At 30.8% G+C, this 26,772-nt stretch carries 33 protein-coding genes, 1 tRNA gene and 2 pseudogenes; all 36 read right to left on the reverse strand.

Annotated elements, in window-relative coordinates; genetic code table 4:
* Positions 1 to 4 precede the first annotated feature (4 nt).
* Positions 5 to 430: a Holliday junction resolvase RuvX gene (gene ruvX / locus FG904_RS02195; protein ID WP_139592288.1), complete on the reverse strand. Its 426-nt coding sequence runs from the start codon at positions 428 to 430 to the stop codon at positions 5 to 7.
* A pseudogene (gene alaS, locus FG904_RS02200) lies at positions 418 to 3,040 on the reverse strand (alanine--tRNA ligase). The gene ruvX and the pseudogene alaS overlap by 13 nt, the downstream one beginning before the upstream one ends.
* Positions 3,041 to 3,047: 7 nt before the next feature.
* Complete coding sequence (gene mnmA / locus FG904_RS02205; RefSeq protein ID WP_139592289.1) at positions 3,048 to 4,163, reverse strand: tRNA 2-thiouridine(34) synthase MnmA; 1,116 nt, start codon at positions 4,161 to 4,163, stop codon at positions 3,048 to 3,050.
* 9 nt (positions 4,164 to 4,172) lie between these two features.
* Entirely contained in the window at positions 4,173 to 5,489 is a 1,317-nt protein-coding gene (locus FG904_RS02210) for a C1 family peptidase (RefSeq protein ID WP_139592290.1), read from the reverse strand.
* Positions 5,490 to 5,587: 98 nt separating this feature from the next.
* Positions 5,588 to 6,910 (reverse strand): trigger factor, encoded by a 1,323-nt coding sequence (gene tig, locus FG904_RS02215; RefSeq protein ID WP_139592291.1) that lies wholly within the window; start codon positions 6,908 to 6,910, stop codon positions 5,588 to 5,590.
* Positions 6,911 to 7,033: 123 nt separating this feature from the next.
* Complete coding sequence (locus FG904_RS02220) at positions 7,034 to 8,044, reverse strand: NAD(P)H-dependent glycerol-3-phosphate dehydrogenase (RefSeq protein ID WP_139592292.1); 1,011 nt, start codon at positions 8,042 to 8,044, stop codon at positions 7,034 to 7,036.
* Positions 8,045 to 8,087: 43 nt separating this feature from the next.
* A tRNA-Trp gene (locus FG904_RS02225) sits at positions 8,088 to 8,162 on the reverse strand.
* Between the two features lie 25 nt (positions 8,163 to 8,187).
* A complete protein-coding gene (locus tag FG904_RS03275) occupies positions 8,188 to 8,406 on the reverse strand; it encodes an acyl carrier protein (protein WP_158290328.1) in 219 nt (72 codons plus the stop codon).
* Between the two features lie 7 nt (positions 8,407 to 8,413).
* Complete coding sequence (locus FG904_RS03280; RefSeq protein WP_158290329.1) at positions 8,414 to 8,860, reverse strand: MHO_1590 family protein; 447 nt, start codon at positions 8,858 to 8,860, stop codon at positions 8,414 to 8,416.
* Positions 8,847 to 10,088 carry an MHO_1580 family protein gene (locus FG904_RS02235; protein ID WP_139592294.1) on the reverse strand — a complete coding sequence of 414 codons (1,242 nt, stop codon included), beginning with the start codon at positions 10,086 to 10,088 and terminating at the stop codon, positions 8,847 to 8,849. The genes FG904_RS03280 and FG904_RS02235 overlap by 14 nt, the downstream gene beginning before the upstream one ends.
* The gene (locus FG904_RS02240) at positions 10,081 to 10,578 is read right to left on the reverse strand and encodes an MG284/MPN403 family protein (RefSeq protein ID WP_139592295.1); all 498 of its coding nucleotides are present in this window, start codon (positions 10,576 to 10,578) and stop codon (positions 10,081 to 10,083) included. The genes FG904_RS02235 and FG904_RS02240 overlap by 8 nt, the downstream gene beginning before the upstream one ends.
* Before the next feature lie 218 nt (positions 10,579 to 10,796).
* Positions 10,797 to 12,254: a proline--tRNA ligase gene (gene proS, locus FG904_RS02245; RefSeq protein WP_139592296.1), complete on the reverse strand. Its 1,458-nt coding sequence runs from the start codon at positions 12,252 to 12,254 to the stop codon at positions 10,797 to 10,799.
* 110 nt (positions 12,255 to 12,364) lie between these two features.
* Positions 12,365 to 13,111 carry an MAG0110 family membrane protein gene (locus tag FG904_RS02250; protein WP_139592297.1) on the reverse strand — a complete coding sequence of 249 codons (747 nt, stop codon included), beginning with the start codon at positions 13,109 to 13,111 and terminating at the stop codon, positions 12,365 to 12,367.
* A 542-nt stretch (positions 13,112 to 13,653) separates the two neighbouring features.
* Positions 13,654 to 14,088 carry a 50S ribosomal protein L15 gene (gene rplO / locus FG904_RS02255; protein ID WP_139592298.1) on the reverse strand — a complete coding sequence of 145 codons (435 nt, stop codon included), beginning with the start codon at positions 14,086 to 14,088 and terminating at the stop codon, positions 13,654 to 13,656.
* Positions 14,089 to 14,092: 4 nt separating this feature from the next.
* Positions 14,093 to 14,737: a 30S ribosomal protein S5 gene (gene rpsE / locus FG904_RS02260; protein WP_139592299.1), complete on the reverse strand. Its 645-nt coding sequence runs from the start codon at positions 14,735 to 14,737 to the stop codon at positions 14,093 to 14,095.
* Positions 14,737 to 15,087: a 50S ribosomal protein L18 gene (rplR, locus tag FG904_RS02265; protein ID WP_139592300.1), complete on the reverse strand. Its 351-nt coding sequence runs from the start codon at positions 15,085 to 15,087 to the stop codon at positions 14,737 to 14,739. The genes rpsE and rplR overlap by 1 nt, the downstream gene beginning before the upstream one ends.
* A 24-nt stretch (positions 15,088 to 15,111) precedes the next feature.
* Positions 15,112 to 15,651: a 50S ribosomal protein L6 gene (rplF, locus tag FG904_RS02270; protein WP_139592301.1), complete on the reverse strand. Its 540-nt coding sequence runs from the start codon at positions 15,649 to 15,651 to the stop codon at positions 15,112 to 15,114.
* Between the two features lie 10 nt (positions 15,652 to 15,661).
* The gene (rpsH, locus tag FG904_RS02275; RefSeq protein ID WP_139592302.1) at positions 15,662 to 16,057 is read right to left on the reverse strand and encodes a 30S ribosomal protein S8; all 396 of its coding nucleotides are present in this window, start codon (positions 16,055 to 16,057) and stop codon (positions 15,662 to 15,664) included.
* Complete coding sequence (locus tag FG904_RS02280; RefSeq protein ID WP_036463585.1) at positions 16,057 to 16,242, reverse strand: type Z 30S ribosomal protein S14; 186 nt, start codon at positions 16,240 to 16,242, stop codon at positions 16,057 to 16,059. Before FG904_RS02280 ends, rpsH begins: the two co-directional genes overlap by 1 nt.
* A complete protein-coding gene (gene rplE / locus FG904_RS02285) occupies positions 16,242 to 16,787 on the reverse strand; it encodes a 50S ribosomal protein L5 (protein ID WP_139592303.1) in 546 nt (181 codons plus the stop codon). Before rplE ends, FG904_RS02280 begins: the two co-directional genes overlap by 1 nt.
* Position 16,788: 1 nt before the next feature.
* Entirely contained in the window at positions 16,789 to 17,121 is a 333-nt protein-coding gene (gene rplX, locus FG904_RS02290; RefSeq protein ID WP_139592304.1) for a 50S ribosomal protein L24, read from the reverse strand.
* A gap of 18 nt (positions 17,122 to 17,139) precedes the next feature.
* On the reverse strand, positions 17,140 to 17,505 hold the full coding sequence (gene rplN, locus FG904_RS02295; protein WP_139592305.1) for a 50S ribosomal protein L14: 366 nt from the start codon (positions 17,503 to 17,505) through the stop codon (positions 17,140 to 17,142).
* The gene (rpsQ, locus tag FG904_RS02300) at positions 17,505 to 17,774 is read right to left on the reverse strand and encodes a 30S ribosomal protein S17 (protein WP_139592306.1); all 270 of its coding nucleotides are present in this window, start codon (positions 17,772 to 17,774) and stop codon (positions 17,505 to 17,507) included. The genes rplN and rpsQ overlap by 1 nt, the downstream gene beginning before the upstream one ends.
* Positions 17,774 to 17,965 carry a 50S ribosomal protein L29 gene (rpmC, locus tag FG904_RS02305; protein WP_139592307.1) on the reverse strand — a complete coding sequence of 64 codons (192 nt, stop codon included), beginning with the start codon at positions 17,963 to 17,965 and terminating at the stop codon, positions 17,774 to 17,776. The genes rpsQ and rpmC overlap by 1 nt, the downstream gene beginning before the upstream one ends.
* Entirely contained in the window at positions 17,965 to 18,390 is a 426-nt protein-coding gene (rplP, locus tag FG904_RS02310; protein WP_139592308.1) for a 50S ribosomal protein L16, read from the reverse strand. Before rplP ends, rpmC begins: the two co-directional genes overlap by 1 nt.
* On the reverse strand, positions 18,390 to 19,043 hold the full coding sequence (gene rpsC, locus FG904_RS02315; protein WP_139592309.1) for a 30S ribosomal protein S3: 654 nt from the start codon (positions 19,041 to 19,043) through the stop codon (positions 18,390 to 18,392). The genes rplP and rpsC overlap by 1 nt, the downstream gene beginning before the upstream one ends.
* 1 nt (position 19,044) lies before the next feature.
* Entirely contained in the window at positions 19,045 to 19,380 is a 336-nt protein-coding gene (gene rplV, locus FG904_RS02320; RefSeq protein WP_139592310.1) for a 50S ribosomal protein L22, read from the reverse strand.
* On the reverse strand, positions 19,380 to 19,658 hold the full coding sequence (rpsS, locus tag FG904_RS02325) for a 30S ribosomal protein S19 (RefSeq protein WP_139592311.1): 279 nt from the start codon (positions 19,656 to 19,658) through the stop codon (positions 19,380 to 19,382). Before rpsS ends, rplV begins: the two co-directional genes overlap by 1 nt.
* A complete protein-coding gene (gene rplB, locus FG904_RS02330) occupies positions 19,658 to 20,503 on the reverse strand; it encodes a 50S ribosomal protein L2 (RefSeq protein WP_139592312.1) in 846 nt (281 codons plus the stop codon). Before rplB ends, rpsS begins: the two co-directional genes overlap by 1 nt.
* A 114-nt stretch (positions 20,504 to 20,617) precedes the next feature.
* Entirely contained in the window at positions 20,618 to 21,091 is a 474-nt protein-coding gene (gene rplW / locus FG904_RS02335) for a 50S ribosomal protein L23 (RefSeq protein WP_139592313.1), read from the reverse strand.
* Positions 21,091 to 21,774: a 50S ribosomal protein L4 gene (gene rplD, locus FG904_RS02340; protein WP_139592314.1), complete on the reverse strand. Its 684-nt coding sequence runs from the start codon at positions 21,772 to 21,774 to the stop codon at positions 21,091 to 21,093. The genes rplW and rplD overlap by 1 nt, the downstream gene beginning before the upstream one ends.
* Before the next feature lie 137 nt (positions 21,775 to 21,911).
* Positions 21,912 to 22,571: pseudogene (gene rplC, locus FG904_RS02345) on the reverse strand (50S ribosomal protein L3); the annotation flags it as partial.
* A 35-nt stretch (positions 22,572 to 22,606) separates the two neighbouring features.
* Entirely contained in the window at positions 22,607 to 22,915 is a 309-nt protein-coding gene (gene rpsJ / locus FG904_RS02350; RefSeq protein WP_139592316.1) for a 30S ribosomal protein S10, read from the reverse strand.
* A 198-nt stretch (positions 22,916 to 23,113) separates the two neighbouring features.
* A complete protein-coding gene (locus FG904_RS02355; protein ID WP_139592317.1) occupies positions 23,114 to 23,455 on the reverse strand; it encodes a thioredoxin family protein in 342 nt (113 codons plus the stop codon).
* A gap of 77 nt (positions 23,456 to 23,532) precedes the next feature.
* The gene (locus FG904_RS02360; protein ID WP_139592318.1) at positions 23,533 to 25,188 is read right to left on the reverse strand and encodes a ribonuclease J; all 1,656 of its coding nucleotides are present in this window, start codon (positions 25,186 to 25,188) and stop codon (positions 23,533 to 23,535) included.
* Between the two features lie 127 nt (positions 25,189 to 25,315).
* Entirely contained in the window at positions 25,316 to 26,749 is a 1,434-nt protein-coding gene (gene pyk, locus FG904_RS02365) for a pyruvate kinase (RefSeq protein WP_139592319.1), read from the reverse strand.
* Positions 26,750 to 26,772: the final 23 nt, after the last annotated feature.

Consider the following 26,772-nt stretch of genomic DNA (forward strand, 5'->3'; position numbering starts at 1 on the left):
TTGCCTACTTTTTATAATAGTCCAAATAATCCTGCAAGATAAATACAGCAGCTAATTTGTCTTTAAATTGTTTTCTTTTCTTATTATTCAGTCCAGCTGACATTAAAGTTTCCTGAGCTCTTTTGGTTGAATATTGTTCATTAATTAAAACAATTGGTAAATTAAATTTTGTTTTAATTAGTTCAATAAATACTTCAACCATTAAAGTTGTTTGACTTTTTTCACCACTAATTTTCAGTGGATACCCAATAACTAAGCCATCTATTTCATTTTTATATTGATTTAGTCAATATTCAATTCGATTTAAAACTTCATCAAATTGACCCTCAGTATAAATGAAGTTTTCTAGTCCGCTTGGAATAATTTCAAAGTAATCTGTGATTGCAAAGCCACAACTTTTTGATCCCAAGTCTAATGCTAATTTTCTCATTTAAGCTCGTTTGAAATAAATTCTAATAATAAATCAGCACTTGCTATTTTACCCATTGATAAAATAGCATTTCCTCCACCACGACCAGCAAATTTGGCAAAAAGTTGTTGTGCTATGGCGTTTGAGTTGTATTGTTTAGAAGCAACAACCAGCATTGGGTTAGCATCAGTTGTTGTTAATACGACTAAAACATCTGAATATTTTTCACGAAGTGTTGAAGCAACTGTTTTGATGTTTGAATTTGTTAAAGTTTGATTTAAGTAAACTTTGTGACCGTTGATGTCTAAAACTTCGATGTTGTCAAAATCAAATTCGTTTGAGTTACTTAAGTTTTTATTAAGTTGCTTATTGGTTTCTTTTAAATTAAATAGTGCATCTTTTAGATATAAAATTGCTTGTTCTTTTTCTTCTGGAATATTGATATCAAACACAAAACTAGGATCTAATTTTGTGTTTTTCTCTGCTGCTTTTTCCACTTGTAAAATTAGTTCATCAATTTGACTTTGTAAATATTCATCAACTAAAGCATTTGAAGAAATAGCTCTTACACGGTAAACACCAGCCGCTTTTTTGTCAACACTAGTAATTTTAAAGTTTTCTAATTTAGCGGTATTGCTTAAGTGAGTTCCACCACATAAATCTGCTGTAATATTATCAAATTTAACAATTCTAACATTTTGAGGATTCATGTATTCTGACTCTTCTAAAGTCATAATAGCACCCATTTCTTTAGCTTGTTCTGTAGTCATGTTTAAGTAATCACGTTTTGCATCTTGTTTAATATAGCTTCTAACAAGTTGTTCAATTTCTGCAATTTGCTGATCTGTTGGTTTAGTTTCAGCAGGCATATCGAAAGTTAAACGCAATTCATTGTTATCTGAACCTAACTGTTTGATTTCTGGTCCTAAAATAGTTCTTAAAGCACAGTATAACAAGTGAGTACCAGAGTGATTTCTTTCAAGACCTAAACGAATTGTTTCATCAACAAAACATTCTACTGGGTCATTTTTATTAATTTTACCTTCAACTTTATGAATATGATTTCCGTGCTTATCTTTGAAAACATCTAAAATCATGATGTTTTCATTATTTTGCTTAATGTAACCGCGGTCATGTTTTTGTCCACCACTTGTTGCGTAAAAAGGTGTTTGATCCAAAATTAAGTATGATATACCATCAGCTTGTTGTATTTCTGTTTCAGTGTCTAGCAGGTGTAAAATCTTAGATTTATTATATGTATCTGTATAACCTATAAAATTATCTTCTTTGCTTTTAATTAAAGCTAATGAATTAATAACTTTATCCATACCTGATTTTTTAACATTTCTAGAAGCGTCTGCATGCTTTTCTTTAGCTTGATTAAATTCATCTAAATTAACTGAAATGCCTTGATTTGCAAGAATTTCAGTTGTTAATTCGATTGGAAAGCCATAAGTTTCAAATAATTTAAAAGCTAGATCACCAGGAAATTCTTTTGTGTCTTGTTTAATAAAGTTGTTAAGTAGGTTTTTACCGTTTTCTATTGTTTTAGAGAAAGCAATTTCTTCGTCTTTTATTACTTGCGCAATAGGTTCTACATCATATTCGAATGGTAAAGTTGATTTAATCGTGTCAACTAATTTATATAAAAATAAATCTGAAATCCCTAATTGCATAGACATATAGATACTTCTTCTTAATAACCTTCTTAAAATGTATCCACGCCCGATATTTGACGGTTTAGCACCATCTGCTACAGCATTCACAACTGTACGCATGTGATCAGCTATAACTTTAAATTGTGTATTAATAACTGTTTGTTGTTGATCTTTATCAAAGTAATTTTCTGTTTTATATCTATATGAAGTATATTTTTCTATTTCATGAATGATTGGTAAAAATAAGTCTGTATCAAAGTTAGTAGGAGCATCTTGTAAAATAGAAACTAACCGCTCAAACCCTGCACCAGTATCAATGTTTTTTGTTTTAGTTCAGTATATTCACCTTCACCATTTGAATTATAAGTTGAAAATACTATGTTTCAAATCTCAATATAACGATCGTTTTCAATATCTTCTTTTAAAAGTTCAATTCCACGTGCATCATATTTTTCCCCACGATCAAAAAAGATTTCAGTATTTGGTCCACAAGGTCCAGAACCTACTTCTCAGAAGTTTGTGTCTTTTGTACCTGGTATTAAATGATCTTCAGAAAATCCATGTGATTTTCAAAGTTCTTTTGTTTCTAAATCTTCATAGTAATAAGTGAAATATAATTTTTCTTTATCAAGTTTTAAAACATCTAAAAGAAATTCAACAGCAAATGCAATTGCTTCTTTTTTGAAGTAATCACCAATTGAAAAGTTACCTAACATTTCAAAAAATGTATGGTGACGAGCTGTTACTCCAACATTTTCAATGTCATTTGTTCTAATTGCTTTTTGTGAGTTGGTTAATCTTTTTGCAGGCGGATTCTTTTTCCTGAAAAGTAATCTTTTAATGTTGCTACACCACTGTTAATTCATAATAATGAAGGGTCGTTTTGGGGAACTAGACTTTTTGAAGGTACGATAAAATGTTGTTTAGATTCGAAAAAACTTAATCATTTTTCTCTAATTAATTTTGAATTCATTTTTCTCCTACACGTAAGTTAATTTTTTGTCATTCATGAAAATTTCTTCAATAATTGCTCCGCCTAAGCATTTGTCACCATCATATAAAACTACTTGCTGACCTGGAGTAACTGCTGATGAAGTTTCTGGATAAATTACTTTGATTTCATTATTTGGTAAAAGTTCAATTTGAACTTTTATATCTTTTTGTCTGTATCTAAATTTAGCTGATAAATTGTTTGGATTATAGTCAGTGTTATTTAAGGTTAAATTTGATGCTATTAAACTGTTTGATAATAAATATTCTGGTTTTGAATTAGGAGCTACGTATAAAATGTTTTTTAGAACGTCATGACCACATACATAATAAGGTTCAGCCATCCCACCTAAATTTAATCCTTTTCTTTGACCAATTGTGTAATAGAAACAACCCACATGTCTCCCTACAACCTTGTTAGTTGTTATGTCGATTATGTCTCCATCTTGGGCAGGGATATAATTTTGTAAAAATTGACCGAAATTACGTTCACCAATGAAACAAATACCTGTTGAATCTTTTTTGTCTGCTGTAATTAGGTTTAATTCTGTTGCTATTTTTCTAATTTCAGGTTTGGTTAATTTAGCTAATGGCATAATAACTTTTGATAGTTGTTCATGAGTTAATTGCGCTAAGAAGTATGTTTGATCCTTATCAACATCGACTGCACGATATAAGTGTCCATCAACTACATTTGCATAATGTCCCATCGCAATATAATCAGCTTTTAATTCATTAAAAGCGTGATTTGCAAAAGCTTTGAACTTAATGTATTTGTTACACAAAATATCAGGATTTGGTGTTCTGGCTTTTTTATACTCTTCAATAAAGTTTTCAAAAACATCATTTCAATATTCTTTAACAAAATCAACTCTATGAAGTGGAATATCTAATGTTTTAGCAACTGCTTGTGCATCTAAATAATCTAATTCTTGTGGGCAAACATCCTGATTAATATCATCATTACCTAAAATGTCATTATTAACCATACTGTCTCAATTACGCATAAATAAACCAACGACTTCATAGCCTTGTTGTTTTAGTAAATAAGCAGCTACAGATGAATCAACTCCACCAGACATTCCAATAACTACTCTTTTTGCCATTTTTCCTCCTTATGCTAATGGATCTCAAAGTTCAACTTCAACAACTTTCGGATTGTCTAGTTGATATTTGGTATCTAAGTATTTTGCATCTACAATTGCTGTAAAGCAATATTCATCAAATCAAGAATCTGACATTGAGAAAATACCTTTTTTACCATATTTATCACCTCAAGAGTTTTCAACTTTTCAAAAGGTGGTATTGTTTTGTTCATCAAATTTAACACCCACAAATGCCATTGCATGATTTAAATTTGAGTTATAAAATTTAATTCTGTCAGCTTTATTTAAATTATTAACAGGTGTAAATAATTCGCTGTATTGGTATAATTCTGGATCTAAAATACCTGAAGGACTATCTTTAAAAGGATCAACATCGCACCCAAATCAAACTGGTACACCATCTTTTAATGAAGCAATAATTGCGTCTTTCATAGCTTGAAGTGGAATATTAACCATTTTGACATCGCCGTCATTGTAAACTGAGTTTTGTTCTTTAAGTAAGTAAATTGAACCATATGGATGCAAGTCTCTAGGATCGTGTAAAACATTGATTTTATTACCAAAGTCATTTCCTACATATTTTTCAAAGAATTCTAAAGGAGTTATGTTTTTGATTTTGACAACTTTTTTATTTTTGTCTTTATATTCATAATCAAAAGTTGTAGGAGGTGTTCCTAAACATTTGCTTACTATGTCATAAACTTCATATAAAATCGCTTCTTTTTCATCTAAAAGCTCTTGATTGGTAGCTTTTTGCGCATAAAGTTGATGTAATCTACTTGCTCCATTTTTTAAATGTCAATCTAAAATTTCATTCATATTTGTTGTATTACCTGAATGAAAAGTTTCAGGCATAATGCTTTTTGGAACTGCACCATATTTGTTTAATAAGGCAACAAATCATTCTCAATAACCACCATCAGAAGCAACTGATGAATGAATTTTAGTATGAACAAGTCTGTCATTTAGTGGTTTATCAATATTTTGAATAATAAAGTTTAAAAAAGTGTTTGCTTTTTCTAACTTGTCATAAAATGCTAGGTAATTTTCCGAAAATTCAAAATTCTCAACATTTAAATCTTTCATAGCTTTTAAACGTGCCACGTTTAAAGCTGCAAAAATTCAACATCTACCACTATTTGATTGCATTGTAATTTCACCAATTGTTGTTTCGATATCAAAAACATAATCGTGTTTAATTAAAGTTTTGTGGTTAATGCAAGTATTTTTTAGCCCATTTTTAATAACGGAATTTTGTAGTAATAAATTACTTTTAGTATTGAATTTATTAGCAAATTTTTCTAGGGTTTTTAGTTTTAAATCCATAAGTCTCCTATAAGTTTATTAATTATACTCTAATGGGGTATAAAATTACTGAAAAACACCTTATATAAGGTGTTTTTCTAAATATATTATTTTAATTATTATTTAATAATTGCATTAAAGTCTTTTTCTAGTTTTTCAGCTAATTCTGGTTTAGCATCTGCTAGCATTAAAGACATTCTTAAAGAAGAAATAACAAAATCGTGTGCGTTTTGTTTTGAGAAACCGAATTGTTCAAATTTGCTTGTGAATTCTTCAATTTGTTCAGGAGTAGCATTAACGTTGTAATCTTTAACTAATGCACTGTAAGCAAATGCTTTTTCTGCTTTATCAAGTGCTTGTTTTTTGAATTCAGCTTCTAAGTCTTGTTCTGTTGATTTGATTAAGTTTAGGTATTCTTGTTTTTTGATTCCGTATTGTTTTAATTGGTTTTCAAATGCAGCTTTTGAAGCGGTGATGTCTTGTCTTAATAATGAATCATTAATTACAACTTTTGAATTCTTTAGAACAGCAGCAACTGCTTGGTCGTAAAATTTTGTGTTAGCTTCAATGAATTTTTTAACTTTTTCATTTTTCTCTAATACTTTTTCTAAATCTTTTACTGTTTTTACGTTTTCATCACCTAATAATTGAACATTTTCATCTGTTAATTGATATAGTTTTAGTCTTTGAACTTGGTTAATTGTTACTTCAAATTCAGCATCTTTGTCTCTGTATTCTTTAACAAAGTATTCTGAAGGGAACTTAACTTTAACAGTACCTTTGTATCCTGTTTTTTTACCAACTAATTGATCTTCAAATCCAGGAATAAAAGCGTTTGAACCTAGTTTTAAGTCATAACCTTGAGCTTCACCACCTTCAAATGCTTCACCATCAATGAATCCTTTAAAGTCAATGTTAACAGTATCACCTAATTGTGTTTTTTCTTTTTTGTCTAAAACTTCATTTTGTGATAATTGTTCTTCAAGTGCTACTAAAGCTTTTTTAACGTCATCTTTTGTAACTTTTACTGCTGTATAACCAATTGATTTAACGATTGCTTTAACATCAACGTCAAATTTAGGGAATAAAACAAAGTTGTATTCAAGTACTAGGTTTTGGTCTTTATCAAAGTCAAATGATAATTCAGGGAATGAAGAAACTTCTAATTTGTTATCTCTTGCGTATTCAATAACATCTGAGTAATTTGCTTCATTGTATTCTCTAACAACATGTTGTAATGAATCTGCTGGATTAACATATTTTAGACGTTCTGCTAATGGTGCTTTACCTGCTCTGAAACCTTTAACTTTTACATTTTTTGCTAATTTTTCATTTGTTTCACTTAGTTTTTTCTCGAATTCTTCTTTGTTAACTGTTAAAAATACTGTTAATTGGGCTTTCTCATCCACGATTTTATGAGAAATTTTTTTGTCCTTTTTCATAAACAACTCCTTTATTTGTAAATTGGTATTTTTATTAATATTATTTTAATATTTTTTTAATAAAAAATAAGTAAAAAAATAAATCAGTTCACATCTGAAAAATAACAAAAAACAACTAGAAAACTAGTTGTTTTGAATCATGTCAATAATCTTTTTTGGATCTTTGTTATTAAATAAAATCTCAGTAATATTTCTCATTAATGGTGCATTTTGAATATTGTATTCATCAAGCAACTTAACTAGGGTTTTTGCTGTGTCATAACCTTCTACAGTTAAACTTTGCATCTCCAAAGCTTTGTCAATTCCAAATTTAGCAATATTCACACCTAAAGAGAAATTACGACTAGATTTTGATGAACAAGTAAGAAATATATCTCCTACTGATGAAAAATGATAACCAATTGTGTTTTCTCCATCTGGATACATTGATTTATAAATGTTAAAAATTTCTGAAATACCTGTTGTTAGAAGTCCTGCATGTGAGTTTTCGCCAGGATATAGTTCAGAGCAAATACCTGTACCAATAGCCAAAACATTTTTTAAAGCTGAAAATAATTCTGCACCCAAAATGTCATTGTATGGTTTAACAATAAAAGTGTCGTTGTTAAAAAATCCTGAAATTTCTGAGTTAAAATCAATATTTTTTCCAACTATATTCACCATTGTTAAGTTTTGTGAAAAAACTTCTTTTGCAAATGACGGACCCATAATAGAAGCAAAATTACGAATGTTTTTTGAATAATTTAATGTTATGTATTGTGAAAAAAACATCTTTGTTTTAGGCTCTAAACCTTTTGATAAGTTGATTAAATCGATTTGTCTGTCTTTTAAAATATCACACACTTGATTTAACAGACTTTCAACGACAACTGATGGAACCGCAAGAATTACAATGTCAACATTATCTAAAAAAGTTTTTAAGTTGTTAGTTGCTTTTAAATTAAAAGCATTAACAAAAGGAACTTGACCAAAATACTTTGTGTTAAGTCCATTATTAATATCTGAAATTTCAGTTTCATTAATTCCATACATTAAAACTGAATGATTATTTTTTGATAAAACATTGGCTAAAGCGCTTCCGAAAGCACCTGTCCCAAGAACACCAAATTTACGCTGATTTAAGTTTTTATTCATATTTATATAATTTTACTAAAAACACAAAAAAAGCATAAAAAAATGGCAGGAGTAGCAGGATTCGAACCCACAACACACGGGGTTGAAGCCCGTTGTTCTACCGTTGAACTATACTCCTAAGCCATTTAATTATACCACAAATGTTAATTAGTAAACATTGAAATAATATCTTTTACAGTCTTAACATCTCTTAGCTGATCATCTGAAATTGAAACACCAAATCTTTCTTCAGCTTCAAATAATAACTCAGCTAAATCTAATGAATCCACACCTAAATCTCTTATAATATCATCTTCAGAAATATTAGTTTTTTTAGAAAGGCGTTTTAATTCATTAATAATGATAAGTTTTCTTTCTTCCATATTGTAATTATAAAGCAGACGCAAGAATAAAGTCGTAAATTTTTTCCTGATAATCTTCTTTATATTTGTATTTAAAATAGATTTGTAGATGTTGGTCACTAATGATTTCATAGTCAAAATATAAATCTCCATTAGTGATTTTTATTCGTCTTAAAATATCTTTTACTACTGCATTTACTAAGTTTTTGTCTAAATATCTTTTACCAACTTCATTTGATTGAACAAACTGGTCAAAATAACCAGAGTCTAAAACAGGAAATACTGCAACTTTGTTTTGAGGCTTTTTTGAAACGTCTTCTGTGATAGTGGTCTTTTCTGATTTTTGTTTTGCATAAACAGATTTTTGCTTCTGTATATACCCGTTTAAAAAATAGCCTCCAACACCAATTGCACCTAAAAAACCAAGAGAGAATAATATAAGAAGAGGTTTGGTTAAAATACTACGACTGAACATTTTTCTTTCGCTTTATTTTAGGTTTGTTTCTAAGTTTATCAATGTAGTATTTTTCGATGTTGAAATCCGGTTTATTGATGATGGTTTTTGTTTTGGATATTGAAATAACAAATCTTAGGTTATACTTCGCTTTTGCTGTCTCAAATTCGCCATTCTCCAATTCAACAATTTGCAAAGTAGGTTTAAATAAATTTGGTATTTTGTATTCACTTTTATAATCAATATTTTGATGCAAATTAGCCTGAAAATAAGGGGTTAAGATTTCAGTTACAAAATTAGCTTCACCAGTATATTGGTACGGAATTTTAATGGCTTTTTCACTATAAGCCGTTATTGTTTTTGAAATCGTTCGGTCTAATTCATTGGTTGTTAAAAAATCATCTACAAAGTATTCATCTCTAGATGAATTAGACTGATCGTATGAAGATCTGTGCAGTGTACCATTCTGGTTTAAGTCTTTTGTTAATTTAATTTTTTGTTCTTTTAAAAATGGCTTAATTTTAAGATTAACTTCATTAATTGCTGGTAAATTATGTCTAATTGTTCAGGCTGGTAAAGGTAATAAATTTGGCTCATTAATTTGAACTAAATCCAACACTTTTTTGTGCGTTTTTTTCGCTTTAAAATCAGCAAATTCAGCAATTATATTACTATAGAAAGTATCAATTCAATATGAATTGTCAGGTCGAAAATTAATATTATATTGATAAGGCATTTTTAGTTTTGCTCTACTGTTTTTGGTGATTAAATTAAATTTCTTATCAACTACGTCAGAAAAAGTAATTTGAAACTCATTATAAGGCTTAGCATCTTTAAAAGGATAATCAAGCTCTAATCTAACTACTATCGTTTTTAGTTCATTAAATTTCAGTTGTAGATCTTGAAAATTTAATCTTTTGAATACTTTTGCGCCTCTGTCACCACTAGTAAAGGTTACTTTTTCAGTTCCATTAACAAAAACTGTAATTACTAAGCTGTGTAATCAATCTTTAATTTTTAAAGGGATAGAACCAAAGATCGGAATTGCATCTGTACTTTCAAACAATGGGTTTTCAAACCCAAATACTAAGTCAGTGTAATTGTTCGAAAGAATATGATTAATATTAATAATAAAATTTGTATGAAACTTCTCAAAACCTTTAATTTGCCCTAAGGTTTTGACAACAATTTCTCGTTTATGAACTATTGCTTCGTTACTATTTAACTGTGTTAAATCTAAATTAAACAAGGTCTAAAAATATCTTAGAAAACTCTTGGACTGCCATTCTTTTCTTCTTATAGAATGTTGTTTTTGAAAAATATTGTGTGTATCAGAATTTATCTTGTTTACTACTGGGATCTAAATAAATTTTTCTCATTAATCATGAATGTTGTAGACCCATTAGGTCTAAAACTTTCTCCATTAAAGAATCTTCACCTGCTAATTTGCGTTTACAGCTATCCAATTCACGTTTTAAACCTGAATTGGCTTTTTTGTTTTTAACTAATAATTCAAGTTGATGAATTTTACGTTTTAGAAACATAAGTTGTAAATCATATAGTTTAAAAATATCTTCAGCAAGCTTGTTTTGATGCTTTTGAATAATTTCATTAGGTGTTTTTTTATATTTCTTTAAGTATGCTTCAATCTCTTGTGTTTCGCTTGAATGCAACTCAGGATTAATTTGAAAATTTGCATAATCTATTGTTATATTTGGTATAAAATTTTGCTTCTGCATGAAACCTCTTTAAGAACATTTGTGTGGGAATTTCTGTTCCCAAACTTATTATAAGTGTAAAAGGATTTGCTATTTTTAACTAAAAACTTTTACCCCTAAGAAATAGTGTTTAATTAGCTTAATTTTTTTAGAAACAAAATTTTATGAAATAAAATTTTGGGTTTTTAAGCAAAAAGAAAATGTAAGGTTTCAGAACCTTACATTTATATTTTAAAAAATTAATAAGCTTTTGCGAAAACCACATAACGCCCAGTGTTTCCTGAACATTCAGAGAAGATACATTTGGCATCTTTTAATGGTTTATCTAGTGATAAAGGAATACATCTTGTACTTGCTCCTGTTTCAGCCTTGATTCGTACTTCAGCTTCACCACTACAACAAAATGGAGCAATTACAAATTTGTTTTCTTCTATTTTTTGTTTAAATGTTTCATAATCATAAACATATTCAATATTATTTTTAAGTCTATTTTCAGCAACTTCATATAAGTTATTATGAATATCAGTTAAAGCTTTCTTAACGGCTTCTTTAATATTTTCTAGTTTCACTTGTGTTTTTTCTAGTGTGTCTCTTCTTACAAATGTTACTTCACCATTAGCTAAATCTCTTGGACCTATTTCGATTCTTAATGGAACACCTTGGATTTCTGAATTAGATGCTTTAAATCCTGGATTTTTATCACTTGAATCTACACGAACTCTGAATTTTTTGTTTAATGCTGTTTGGATTTTTTTAGCTGTTAAAGTTACGTTTTGATCTTTGTTTGCAAATAATTCTAAAATATCAACTTGGATAGGTGCAATACGAGGTGGTATAATAATCCCTCTGTTGTCACCATGTGTCATAATTAATGCGCCAATTAATCTGGTAGTAACTCCTCATGATGTTTGATAAGCGAATTCGTCTTCATTATTTGTGTTTTTAAATGAAATATCGAATGCTTTCGAGAAGTTTTGTGCTAAATAGTGACTTGTTCCGGCTTGAAGCGCATGACCATTTTTCATCATTGCCTCAATAGTTCAAGTTGTGCAAGCTCCTGCAAATTTTTCATGAGGTGTTTTTTTACCAATAATTGTTGGAATGGCTAAATAATCTTTTAGAAACTTAGCATATATTTTAATCATATCTTTTGTTAAATTTCTAGCTTCTTTAGCATCAGCATGAATAGTATGACCCTCTTGTCATAAAAACTCACGTGATCTTAGGAATGGCCTTGTTGTTTTTTCTCATCTAACTACGTTAACTCACTGGTTAAAGATAATTGGTAAATCTTTGTATGATTGAGTTAAGTTTTTAAATAATTCAGCGAATAAAACCTCTGAAGTAGGACGAACAAATAAACGTTCATCTAGCTTTCTATCACCAACATGAGTAACAGCTGCTAATTCTGGATTAAATCCTTCAATATGATCTTTTTCACGGTTGAATAAACTTTCAGGAATAAATAATGGTAAATTAACATTTTGGACATTTTTAGTTTTAAACATTTTGTTTAATTCAATTTGAATATTTTCTCAAATACCGTAAGCATTCGGAAGTAAAATCATTGTCCCTTTTGCAGGTCCATACATCATTAATTTTCCATTTTGAACTACATCAGTATATCATTGTGAAAAGTCTTGTTCTAATGGTGTAATTTCTGATAATTGTCTTTGTGTTTCTTTTTTGATATTCATAGTTTTTAAATTATATAATAATTTAAAAAACACAAACTTTTTTATTTGAAATTTAGTAAATTAATGTATAAAAGATATTAAAAATCACGCCCAAAAGCGTGATTTTATGATTATCGAAAAACTCTTGCAATAAATGCAAATAGTAGTCATACATAGTAGAAAAACGTTAATACTGTTGAAAATACATCTAATCCTAATTTGTATGCATAAGCTAGTTTTGTTTTGTTTGAAGCGCTAGCTAAAGAAGCAATTTCTGCCTTAACCATGCTTCATCTAATTCCTGTTACAATTAATAATGATGCAATTCCTAAAAAAGCAAAAGCACCTAAGGCTTTATTACTTGCTGAGAAAATATAAATAATCATGGTGATTACTAACATGACTGTTAAAAATAGTAAAAATAATTTGAAAATCTTTGTAGGTATTGCTCCGATGTATCCTAAGATTCCGAATAAAATAATGAATGCTGTAGGAATAAATGCAAATCCTATAAATTTATATCCATCAATAACTCCGTTTGCAAAATGGGCTATATAACCCATTAACATACCATAAAATATGACATAAAACGGAGTTAAAATAACTAAAGTCACTAAGCGTTTAACTTTATAGAAGAAAAAGTTAATTACTGCTAATACTAGACCTAAAATAACTAATACAGAAGTAAAAACAGCAACTTTAGTTGAAAATGTTTTTGTCCCTCCTAAAATTGAAAAAGAAATAAATGCCACAATAAGAGACAAAGTAAATAAAATAGAAAAGATCAGTAATGTTTGAGATAATACTTTTCTTTGTTCTCTTAAAGTTACTTTATCCACTGTTGTGTAGTAATTTTGTTGTGAATGTTGGTTATTCATAAATTTATTATAAAACATTTTAAGCCTGAAAAATAACAAAAGCTGGATTTTTTGTAAATAAGATTGTGAGATTGTTTAAATCAGGAAAAGCTTGTGAATTTTAGTCATGTAATGCATTACTTACTGAATAATGATGCAATAATAATTAATATCATGTTTATAAACAGCCAAACAAAAGATTACCAAATATCTCTAAACATAATTTGAATTTTATTCTTGGATATATCAGCAATTAATTGCAGTTTATTATCAATATCAACTCTATAAAGTGCTAATAAAATAGAAATAAAAGTGATAACTTTTACTACAAAAACGTCAACTATTAGCAAATTGTTGATGTAAATACATCAATCAAATTTAACAGCAATGGATAGGTAAACATTACAGAACTGTTTTTCTAGTATTTTGTAGTTTCTAAAACTTATTTTGCTTTACATTTAGTTTAAATGTCTCCGCACTTTTACTACTATATTTAATTTGAATATGAATCAGTAATAAAAAACAAAAGGATTAACCTTTTGTTTTATGATTGATTGACTAAATTATAATTCGTTAACTTCTCCGCCTAATGCTTCAATAGCTTCTCTGGCAGATTGACTAGCTTTGTGTACTGTAATGTTAAGTTTTTTAGTTAATTTTCCGTTACCTAATAATTTAATAGGTTCTGCTTTTCTTGCTAATCTTGAATCGATTAAATCTGTAATTCCAATAACATCACCATCGTTAAATTTACGATCTAAATCTGATAAATTAATAACTTGGTATTCGATGTGGTTAACGTTGTTAAACCCTCTTTTTCCAATTCTACGGAATCAAGGAGTTTGACCCCCTTCAAATCCTAATCTGTGCCCTTTACGTTTATTTTGACCTGATTGTCCTTTTCCTGCTTGTTTACCTTTACCAGCTGCGTGTCCACGTCCTTTACGGTGTTTTTCTGGTCTTGAACCTTCAGTAAATTTTAATTGATGTAATTTCATAAAATTATTCAAAATCCTTTACTTGTTTGTCTCTTAATTCAGCGATTTCTTCAACTGTTCTTAAGTTTTGTAAAGCTTTAACTGTTGCTTTAACAACATTAGCTTTTGAACGTGATCCGTATGTTTTTGTAACGATATCTGTGTAACCAGCAAGTTCAACAACTGCACGAACTGTACCTGAAGCGATAAGTCCTTTTCCTTTAGGAGCAGGTTTTAAAAGCACTTTAGAAGCTAAGAATTTAGCATCGATTGTGTGTGGAATTGTTCCTTTTACTAATGGAACGTTAACAAGGTTGTTTTGAGCATCTTTGATAGCTTTTTTAATTGCATCTGGAACTTCGTTTGCTTTTCCGTGTCCGTATCCTACACTACCTTTTTTGTTTCCTACTACAACAAAAGCTGAGAAGCTGAATCTTCTTCCACCTTTAACAACTTTTGTAACTCTAGCGATATCAACAACTTTTTCTGTATATTCTGATTCAAATTTTTGTGGACGAGCTTTTCTATTCATTTGACGACGAGGACGGTCTTGAGTTGAAGCTTCTGGTTTTCTTCTTTCAACTCTTTCTGCTTTTTTAGCTGTTACTTCTTTTGTTCCAGCTTCTTTTTTAACAACTTTTTGTTGTGTTTCTTTAACTTGTTGTTCCATTATAGTTTAATCCCCTCTTCTCTTACTGCTTCAGCAAATGCCTTAACACGTCCATGGAAGATGTATCCCCCACGGTCAAATACTACTGTATCAAATTTTAAAGCTTTAATTTTTTGTCCCATTACGTGTCCTAAAGCTGATGCTGCTTTAACATTTCCACCATATGTTGTGTCTTTTAATGTAGAAGCGCTAGCTAATGTAACACCTTTTGAATCATCGATTAATTGTGCGTAAAGGTTTTGGTGTGATTTAAATACATTTAAACGTGGTTTTGAAGCTGTACCAGCAAGGTTTTGACGTAAACGTACATGTTTTGCTTTTCTAGCTTGATTTCTTGATCTTGTTTTCATATTTTAATTTCACAAGCTTCTAGATTATTTAGAAGCTGTTTTCCCTTCTTTACGTCTGATTTTTTCACCTTTGTAAGAAATACCTTTACCTGAATATACACTTGGTTTTCTAATTGCTCTAACAACTGATGCGAATTGTCCAACCACTTCTTTGTTAATACCAAAAACTGAGATTTCTGTAGGTTTTGCTAAAGTAACTTTTAATTCGGCAGGAATTTGTTTTTCAACTAAGTGGCTGTATCCAGCAGAAACAACTAGTTTATCACCTTTTAATTCTGCTTTATACCCAACCCCTTTAATTTCTAGGTCAATTTGGAATCCTTGTGAAACTCCTTTAACCATGTTTGAAATTAAAGCATTTGCAGTTCCGTGTAATTGTTTTGTGTGTTTTTCTTCGTTAGCACGTTTTGTTGTTACTTGATTGTTTTCTACTTCGATTGTGATTAAAGGACTAAATTCTCTTGTTAAAGTACCGTGTTTTCCTGATACTGTAACTTTGTTGTTTTCAACATTAACTGTTGTTCCTGCTGGAACAACGATAATTCTATTACCAACACGAGACATTTAAATACTCCTATCAAATGTAAGCGATGATTTCACCACCTACATTTTCCTTTTTAGCTTCTTTACCTGTCATAAGTCCTTTTGAAGTAGAAATAATAACTGTACCAAATCCTGAAAGCACTGATGTAATTTCGTCAGCCTTAGCATATAATCTAAGCCCTGGTTTTGATGCTCTTTTGAAATCAACGATAGCTGATTTACCTTTTTTGTATTTTAATGTAACAACTAGTTTTTTATCAACTTTTTCACCTTCAACAGCGTATGAAGTAATGTACCCTTCTTCTAAAATTAGCTTAATAATAGCTTCTTTTTTAACTGAATAAGGAATTGAAACTGTTTTATGTTTTCTTTGGTTCGCGTTTTTAATACGAACGATTAAATCTGAAATTGGATCTGTAATAAACATTATCAACTCGCTTTCTTCATACCTGGAATCTTACCTTCGTGTGCAAGATTTCTAAAACAGATACGACATACTTTATATTTTCTTAAAACAGCATGTGGACGTCCACATAATTCACAACGTGTGTATGCACGTGTTGAGAATTTAGGATGACGTTTTGCTTTTTCAATTAATGCTTTTCTAGCCATTATTTAGCTCCTTTTTTCTCGAATGGTACACCGATGTTTTCTAATAACGCTCTTGCTTCTTCATTTGATTTAGCTGTTGTTACAATAATTACGTCTAATCCTTTGATTCTACGGATTTTATCGAATTCAATTTCTGGGAAAATAATTTCTTCTTTAATACCTAAGCTGTAGTTTCCTCTACCGTCAAATGCTTTAGGGTTAGCACCACGGAAGTCACGAATACGAGGCATTGCAACATTGATTAATTTATCTAGAAAATCTCACATTCTTTCTCTACGTAATGTAACTTTTCCACCCATTGGCATTCCTTCACGTAATTTTCATGAAGCATTTGATTTTTTAGCTTTTGTTTGGAAAGGTTTTTGAGATGAGATTAATGTTAGTTCGTTTAAAACTTCTTCAATAGCTTTAGAGTTGTTAATTTCTTTACCAGCTGTCATGTTTAGAACAACTTTTTCAATACGTGGTACTTGCATTGATGATGTGTAATTAAATTTTTCTTTTAAAGCAGGAACTGCTTTTTCTAAGTAAACTTGTTTTAACATATTAAATTTCCTTTTGAGTTCTTCTAGCGATTCTTACTTTTTTACCTTTACCATCAACTTTGTACCCGATTTTTGAAATAACTGCTGGTTTGTCTTTTGTAGCTTTTTTCACTAAGTATGCAACGTTTGAAGCGTGGATTGGAGCTTCCATTTCAACGATTGAACCATCTTGGTTCTTTTGAGAAGGTTTTACGTGTTTTTTAACAATTTTTAGACCTTTAATGATAACTGCATTTTTGTCGTGTAATACTTTTGTAATTGTTCCTGTTCTACCCTTTTCGCTTCCTGCGATTACTAAAACTTCGTCATTAACTTTAAATTTTACTTTGTTCATAATTTAAATTCCTTTCGATTATAGTACTTCAGGAGCTAGTGAAACGATTTTTGGGTATTTTTCACGGATTTCACGAGCAACTGGTCCGAACACACGTGTTCCACGTGGTGTACCATCTTCTTTTAGTATTACAACTGCGTTATCATCAAAACGAATGTATGATCCGTTATCACGGCTAATTCCGTATTTTGAACGAACTACTACCGCTTTAACAACTTGACCTTCTTTTACCATTCCGTTTGGAAGTGCTTTTTTAACTGAACATACAACAACATCACCAATTTTAGCAACTTTTTTCTTTGACCCACCTAATACACGGATAACACCGATTTCTTTTGCACCTGAGTTGTCAGCAACTTGTGCTCTAGATAGTTCGTGAATCATTATTTACTTCCTTCTGAAGCAACTTGTTTAATTTCAACAAGTCTGAAACGTTTTGTTTTTGATAATGGTCTTGTTTCCATGATTAAAACTTGGTCATTTAATTGTGCTACTTGGTTTTCGTCGTGTACAGCAAATCTTTTTGTAGATTTGAAACGTTTTGAGTATAATGGGTGTTTTTTGTATGTGTCAACTGCAACGATAATTGTTTTAGCTGATTTACCAGCAGAAACTACTGTACCAACTAAAGTTTTTCTTGTATTTCTTTCCATTATTTAGCTCCTTTTTCTCTTAAAGCTGTAAGAGCTTTGGCGATATCTTTTCTGATGCTTGAAATTTTGTGTGTTTCTTTTAAGTCACCTGTTACATTTTTATATCTTAAAGTAAATAATTCTGCTTTTAATTGTTGAACTAATTCAACTAATTCTTCAACAGATTTGTTTTTTAAATCTTTATAAAGCATTATTTATCTCCTTCTTCTTGTCTTTTAATAATTTTTCATGTAACTGGTAATTTGTGTCCTGCTAGACGTAAAGCGTCACGTGCCACTTCTTCAGATACACCACCTACTTCAAACATAACTGTGTTAACTTTAGTTGCTGCGTATCATACATCTGGAGCACCTTTTCCTGATCCCATACGAACACCGATTGGTTTAGATGTTTTTGTAAAGTGAGGGAAGATACGAATAATAACTTGTCCTTCACGACCCATTCTACGTGTTGCAGCGATACGTGCTGATTCAATTTGACGAGCTGTTACTCAAGCTGATGATGTAGCTTGTAGTCCGTATTCAGCAAATGCTACTGTGTTTCCTTTTGTAGCTTTTCTTTTATCGTGTTTAACTTTAAAAGGTTTTCTATATTTGGTTCTTTTTGGTTGAAGCATTATTTTTTATCTCCTTCCAAAATTTCACCTAATGATACTCAAACTTTAACTCCGATAGCACCATATGTGGTTCTAGCTGTTGCTGTTGCATAATCAACATTTTGTCTTAGTGTGTGAAGTTTCATTTCTCCTTCACTGTACCCTTCGGTACGAGCCATATCAACTCCGTTTAAACGTCCACTAACTGCTGTTTTAATTCCAGCAGCTCCTGCTCTCATAGCGCTTCTAATAGCGATTTTTTGAGCTGAACGGAAGCTTTCACGATTTTCTAATTTTGTTGCAATCATTTCTGCTAATAATCTAGCATTTAAATCAGGGTTTTTTAATTCAACAACTTGTAATTTAAGATCTAAATTCTTGTTTTTAACAAATTTTTGAACTTTAACTGTTAAGTCTTGAATGTTTTTACCTTCTTGACCTAAAATAGCTGCTGGTTTAGCTGTGTGTAATAAAACTTGAACTTTGTTTTTTGAGTTACGTTTTACTTGTACTTGACCGATTTGGTATTGACGTACTAACTTATCGAAAAATTTATAGATTTTAGCATCTTCAACTAAGTATTTACCGAATAAATCTTTTTCAGCAAATCATGTTGTGTTGTGAGCCTTAGAGATCCCTACACGGAATCCATTAGGATTAACCTTTTGTCCCATATTATTTTCTCTCCTCTAATACTACTGATAAGTTTGATGTACGTTTTAAAATAGAGTAAGCTCTACCTTGGCTTCTTGGTTGAAATCTTTTTAAAGTTGGACCTTCGTTTACATAAACTTCTTTTACAAATAATTTAGTTGCATCCATTCCATGGTTGTGTGTAGCGTTTGCAACTGCTGATTCTATTAACTTGATAAAAATACGTGATGATTTTTTAGCTGTGTGGTGTAGTAAACCTAATGCTACAGCAACATCTTTCCCTCTGAATAAGTTAGCTACTAATTTAGCTTTTGAAACACTTACTCTTTGTAATTTAACGTGTGCTTTTGCTTGCATTATTTTTTCTTCCCTTTATCAGCACCATGTCCAGAGAATGTTCTTGTTGGTGAAAACTCTCCTAATTTGTGCCCTACCATATCATCTGTAACATACACTTCGATAAATTGTTTACCGTTGTGTACTGCGAATGTTAATCCAACGAAATCTGGGAAAATTGTTGAACGTCTTGATCAAGTTTTAATTGGTTTTTTAGGTGCTTTTCCTGAAACGATAGCATCTACTTTTTTAAGTAAATGGTCGTCAGCAAATGGACCTTTTTTCAAACTACGTGCCATTATTTAGAATCCTTTCTTCTTCTTAAAATAAGTTTATTTGAAGATTTCTTAGTTTTTCTTGTTTTAACACCAAGAGCTTTTTTACCTCATGGAGTAAGAGGAGCTTTACGACCAACTGGTTGTTTTCCTTCCCCTCCACCATGTGGGTGGTCTACAGGGTTCATAACTGAACCACGCACTGTAGGTCTAATACCTTTGTGTCTGTTAATTCCAGCTTTTCCAACATTAACAAGTAAGTGTTCTTCGTTTCCTACAACACCAATTGTTGCACGACAACGTGCTAAAATACGACGTGTTTCACCTGATTTTAGTCTTAAAACAACGTATTTTCCGTCATCATCTTTTCCTAAGATTTGTGCTGATGTACCTGCACTACGTGCAATAATTCCACCACCACCTGGTTGCATTTCAATATTGTGAACAAATACCCCTTCAGGAATTTGTGATAATGGTAAAGCGTTACCAACAATAATATCTGCATCCATTCCTGATACAACTTTTTGACCTAATTTAATTCCTTTAGGTGCTAAAATGTATCTTTTTTCTCCATCAGCATATGCTAATAAACAAATGTTTGCTGATCTGTTTGGATCATATTCAATTGTTTTAACGATAGCTGGGATGTTATCTTTATTACGTTTAAAGTCCACAAGTCTGTAGAATCTTTTAACACGTCCTCCGTGATGTCTAACTGTAATCTTACCTTGGTTATTTCTACCAGCGTGATTTTTTAAATTCACAAGTAATGCTTTTTCAGGAGCATGTCCTGATAAGTTTTGACGAAAATCTAGAGAAGACATGTTTCTACGACCATTTGTGGTTGGCTTATGATGTTTAATAGCCATTTGTGTCTCCTTTGCTTAAAAATAGTTGCGGATTTCTTTTAAGCATAACTAAGCCGCATATATTTATATTTAAAATTGTTTATTTAGTTGAACATAAAGTTCATCGGAGTATGATTATTCTCCACCAACTTTACGTTTTGTAGTAGTTTTCTTAACTGTTGTTTTTGTAGCTTTTGTAGCACTTGTTTTTTTAGCAGCTAATTTAGCAGCAGCTTTCTTTTCAACTTCTGCTGATTTAGCAGCTTTTGCTTTTTTAGCTTCTTCTGCTTTAGCTTGTGTTTCTGCTAAAACAGCTTTTTCTTGTTCTTCACCAGGTAAGAAGTTTAAGTTTGAACCTTCTTTAACTGTAACCATTGCTTTTTTGTAACGGTTTGTGAATCCGTGGAAACGTCCAACATTTTTAGCTTTTTTATCTACTTTAATTGTGTTAACTTTTTCAACTTTAACACCAAAAATTGTTTCTACTGCATTAGCAATTTGGAATTTGTTTGCGTGAAAATCTACTTTAAATGTAAATACATTTCTCATTCTTTGAAGTTCTGATTTTTCTGTTAAAACCGGAGCTTTAATAACTCTTGTTAATTCCATTATTTTACTTTCCCTTCTAGAAGTTTAAGACTTTCATTTGAAACGATCATAACGTCTGCACCAATAATGCTTTCAACTGTTAATGAAGCAGCTCTTGTTGTGAATACATTGCTTAAGTTAGCAGCTGATTTATATACAACTTCGTTTTCTGTAACGATTAATACATGTTTTAATGTGTTAACGCTTAATTGTGTTAATTTTGCTAAAAGTTCTTTTGTAGAAATTTTTGATAATTCTAAGTTATCAACAATAACAGCATTATCTCTAGCTAATAATGTTAAACCTGACACGAAAGCAGCAAGTTTAGCTTTTTTGTTAACTTTAAGTGAGTAGTTTTTGTTTGATTGTGGTCCGAATGCTCTACCACCACCTACGAAGATTGGTGAACGTAATGAACTTGCTCTTGCGCGTCCTGTTCCTTTTTGTCTTCATGGTTTTTTACCACTTCCACTTACAGCAGCACGGTTTTTAACTTGGTGTGTACCTTGTCTTCTTGAAGCTCTTTCTGAAATAATTGAGTCGAAAATAGCTTGTTCATAAATTTTTTCACTGTTGAATAATGAAGCAGGTAATTCAGCTTTGTAAGCTTTTTTAACTACTTTTTTATCGCTTTGAACTGCAACTTTTACTGATTTAGGAGCTGCTTTTTTAACAGTTGTAACTTTTTTCTTTGTTTCAGCCATTATTTATCTCCTTTTTCATTTTCTTCAGCTGCTTTAATTAATTCTGCAAGTTCTGAAGAGTGCATTCCAACAGTAACTTCGATGTGTAATTTTTTAGCTTTTTCAACTAATTCATTCATTAGCATAACTTCTTGAACATCAACTAATTTAACACCTTCACGGTTTGGTAAACCTTTAACTGCTTCTTTTACTACTACGAATGATTTTTTAGGTCCTGGAATTGAACCTTTGATTAAGATGTAGTTGTTTTCAACATCTACTTTAACAATTTCTAAGTTTTGAACAGTTGTTTTAACGTGTCCTAAGTGTCCAGGCATTGTCATCCCTTTGAAAACTCTGTTTCCTGAGATATCTCCAAGTGATCCTGTTTGTCTTACTGGTTGTGATCCACCACCACCACCGTGTGATTTAGGCCCAATGTGTTGGTTGTGTCTTTTAATTGTTCCAGCAAATCCTTTACCTTTTGATGTACCTGTAACGTCTACAAGTTCACCTACTTTAAAAATGTCAGCTTTAATTTCACTTCCAAGTTCGTATCCTGACATTTCACGAACTTCTTTAACGAAGCGCTTAGGTGTTGTATTAGCTTTAGCAAAGTGACCTGTTTCAGGTTTTGTTGAACGGTTAGCTTTTTTATCAAAAACTGCAAGTTGTGTTGCAACATAACCGTTTTTATCATCTGTTAAAACTTTTGATACAACATTTGGTTGTACTTCTATTACAGTAACTGGAATGCTTGATCCTGCTTCTGTAAAAATTTGAGTCATACCAACTTTACGTCCTAAGATTCCTTTCATATTTTCTCCTTGATTAATTTTGAATTGATTTTAAATTATTTGTTTTTAACTTCTACTGAAACACCAGCTGGTAATTCTAGTCTTGAAAGTTTTTCAACAAATTCTTTAGATGCACCTTCAACTTTAACTAGTCTTTGGTGTGTTCTACTTTCGAACTGTTCACGGCTTTTTTTGTTAACGTGAACTGAACGTAAGATAGTAACTTCAACTCTTTTTGTTGGTAAAGGAACTGGTCCGCTTACTTTAGCTGAATTTGTGTCTTTTGCTAATAAGTAAACTTTTTTAGCAGCATCATCAACTAAAGCATGGTCAAAACCTTTAACTTTAACGTTTAGATTGTTCATGTTGTCTCCTTTGTTCTTGATTGAACATAGCTCGCTATGAAAAACTTAATTCGTCCTCAACAACTTATGGCGAATTAACAACCTTCAAAGGTCATCGCTATATCTGTATTTGCTTATTTATTATAAAGCAAATTTAAAAAAATGGAAACAATTAGTTCCATTTTTTTATTTAACAACTGCTGTTTGTGTATCAGACCACTAATTTAGCCGTTTTTCTATTCATGTTTGAAGGATTTGTGTTGGAATATATTCATATCCTCTTTCTACTATTTCATCACCTTCAAGCAGGATCATTGTTGGCACTCTTAACACTTTTCATTTTGAATCTGGGTTTCTGAATAATTGTGCTTGTTCAGCATCTACATTAATAAATCTAATTTTGGAATTATTTTCGAAATTTTTAGCAACCACATCAACGATTGGTTTCATCATTTTGCAATCACCACATCATGTTGTTGTAAAGTTTAAAAATAACAATTGATCGTTTGGGTTATTTTCGATAATTTCTTGAGCTTCAGCTCAACTTTTTTGTTCAAACATATTACTCCTTAATAATTAAATTATATAAAAAGTTGCATTTTTGCTATAAAAATAAGCCAAAAATGCAACTTTTGTAATTATATGTTAGAAATTAATGTTAAGGCTATTAACGGGTCTTTGTCAGTAACTTTAAATATTTTCTTTCTAATTGTTTTTCTAACGCGTTCATTTAATTCGCGCATATTAGGGAAGCCTTTTGTTTTTAAAACGTCTAATATTACTGTTTTGATTAGTTTATTGGTTTCTGGTTGTTCTGGTTTGTCAATAACACCTAAATAAGTAATGTGTAATTGTCCAATTATTTTTTTAGTTTTAGGCGAATAAACCCCATTGATAATTATTACACCTTCACGACCTAGAGCTTCTCTTTCGGCAATAACTTCTGAAGAAATATCCCCAATACCAAAACCGTCAATAATAGTATTTCCGACTTCTTTAACCTTACCGTTGTGACTAAATAATTTGTTGTCAATAAAGTGGCCGATTTTACCATTTAATAAAACCAACATCTTGGTGTTAAGTTGTTTTTGTAGTGTATTTGTTACGTGTTCACAGGCATCTACTAAATAACGATATAGACCTTGTGTAGGAATAAATACATCCGGTTTTAATTTTTGGATTAACCGTGTTAAATCATCTCTAGTTGGTCTAACGTAGAAATATTTTGAATCACTAATGTCAAATAACTTTGGTGTAATTCTTGTCACCTCATCTAACACGAACGAGCATTGAGATTCTAAACCATTTACTGGCGGTGCCATTAAAATAAAAGTATCTGTCTTTTGAATTTTTAAATATATATCTTTATTGTCTAAAATACGGGTAAAACGTGCATACAAACGTTCTGTCGATGCAGTTACCAATACAACTGCATTTTTAGTCTTATTAATTTGTTTTAAGTCTATAAAATCAGGAAATTTAGTGTTTTTTGATACTTTACTTAACAGTAAAAGTAAATCAGCATAAGTTTTTCCATAAGCAGCTACAGGACGATTGTGTTTTATCGCTAAATCTAGGACTTTTTGAATTGATACCATTTCCTCATCATAAGCACCGACTATAATTCTGTTGTCTTGTGAAGTTTCTAAAAAGGCTTGCTCTAAGGTATCTTCAAAGTGGAAATTATCAATAGCTCTTCCTTCTCTGTGGCTTTTTCCAGCATCTGAAATTAAAGCTGATAATTTACGGCCTTTAAAGTATGAAGCTAGCTGATCGAAGTTAGTTTTTCCATAAATTCCTAAATCACCTTCTACGAAGTTAAAAGCAAAAAAGTAGCTGTGATTATCAATTGTGAAATCAATACCAAAATTGCCAGGGATTGAGCCTGTTAATGGTAAAAATTTAATGTTTAAATCATTAAATTTTAAGTTATCCTTGGCTGAAATTACTTTAATATTAGCTGAATTGATATTGTATTTACCTAAACGGTCTAAAATCATGACTCTATTAAATGCAGTAGTATAAATTTTAACGTTAGGTAGTTTCATAACTAATCAAGGAATTGCACTGAAAGTTTCGTTTTTAATATCTGTTATAAAAATTGCCTTAATTTTTTTAGCATTTTTTTCTAAATAACTAAAATCTGGGATTAAAGTGTCTACTCCATTGTTGTTATCGATCGGAACTTTAGCACCTGAGTTTATGACGAAAATATTATCATTATGTTCAAAAACATAACAATTCTTACCGTTTTCATCTTGACCACCAAGTGCAAAAATATTTACATTATTCATGCATTCTCCTATGGTTTATTATTATATGAATTTTAATAAGGATTTAATTAATTTTAATTATACATTGATATTTACAATTTTAATGCAAAATAAAAATCCAGGCATGCTGGATTTTTAAGTTAAATGATTATTGAACTGTGTGTTCTGTAATTTGGTCGTTTTCAACAACTAAGTATTTGTCGCCTTTTTGGATTCCATATGGTTCTAATGCTGTTTGAGCGTTAGCGTGATCTGATTTAACTAATCCAAATAAAGCTTCTGAATCTACTGATACTCATACTGATGAATATACACCGAATGCATTGATTAATAATGGATTTTCAACAATACCAACGATTGTTGAGTTTGGTCTGAATTTAGCAACTTCTTTTAATAAAGCACCTGTTCTTGATAGAACTACTACGAATTTGTAGTCGCCTGATTTAGCTGTTTCAGCAATTTTGTAAGCGAATTGTGAACGTTTGCTTGTTTGGTCTGAGTTTGCTCAAACTTTAGCTAGTTCAGCGTTGTATAAACTTTCTGAATAAAATTCTTTTTCAGCTCTTTTAGCAATTGTAGCCATTGTTTTAACTGATTCTAATGGGAAGTTTCCGTTTGCACTTTCACCTGATAACATTGTTGAATCAGCTCCTAATTCCACTGCGTAGTAAACGTCTGTTACTTCTGCACGTGTTGGGTGTGGTGAATTTTCCATTGAGTCAAGCATTTGTGTAGCAACAATAACTGGTTTACCTGCTTCACGACATTTTTTGATCATTAATTTTTCATAGTAAGGAACGTCGTAGTAAGGAATTTCTAGTCCTAAATCTCCACGAGCAACCATAATTCCGTCTGATGCTTCAATAATTTCATCAATGTTTACACATCCTAAGTGTGATTCAATTTTTGAAATAATTTGAACGTGTGATCCACCGTTTTCATCTAATAATTTTCTTAATTCTTTAACGTTTCTTGCTGAGTTAACGAATGAAGCAGCAACATAATTAATTCCACTTTGAATTCCGAATTTAACGTCATTGATGTCTTTTTCAGCTAAGAATGGTAATGAGAAGTCTACACCAGGTAAGTTAACACGTTTGTTTGTTTTTAATTTGTGTGTGTTTTCCGCTTTAACTTTAACGTATCCTGAACCAACTTCTGTTACAACTGTTGATAATTTTCCATCATCGATTAAAACTTGATTTCCTGGTTTTAAGTCTAATGCCATGTCATATGCAACTGAAATTTCTGTTGATGTACCTTCTAATGAAGCATATTTATCAGCTGTTGTGTGAATTAAAACTTCTGAACCTGCTTCAACTACTTGAGCACCATCTTTCATTTTTCCAATACGGATTTCAGGACCTTTTGTGTCTAACATAATTGACAGTGGAACTCTTAGGTCTAAAGAAACTTTTTTAGCTAATTTAAATTTGTTTAATTGTTCTTCATGTGAACCGTGGCTGAAGTTTGCTCTTACGGCTGTCATACCATTTGATGCTAATGATAATAATGTTTCATAATTATCACTTGAAGGACCAATTGTAGCTACTAATTTAGTTCTTTTATCAGTAATTTTCATAAATACTCCTGTGGGTTTTAAAT

This window comes from Mycoplasma nasistruthionis, from assembly GCF_006228185.1.
Classification (GTDB): domain Bacteria; phylum Bacillota_I; class Bacilli_A; order Mycoplasmatales; family Metamycoplasmataceae; genus Mycoplasmopsis; species Mycoplasmopsis nasistruthionis.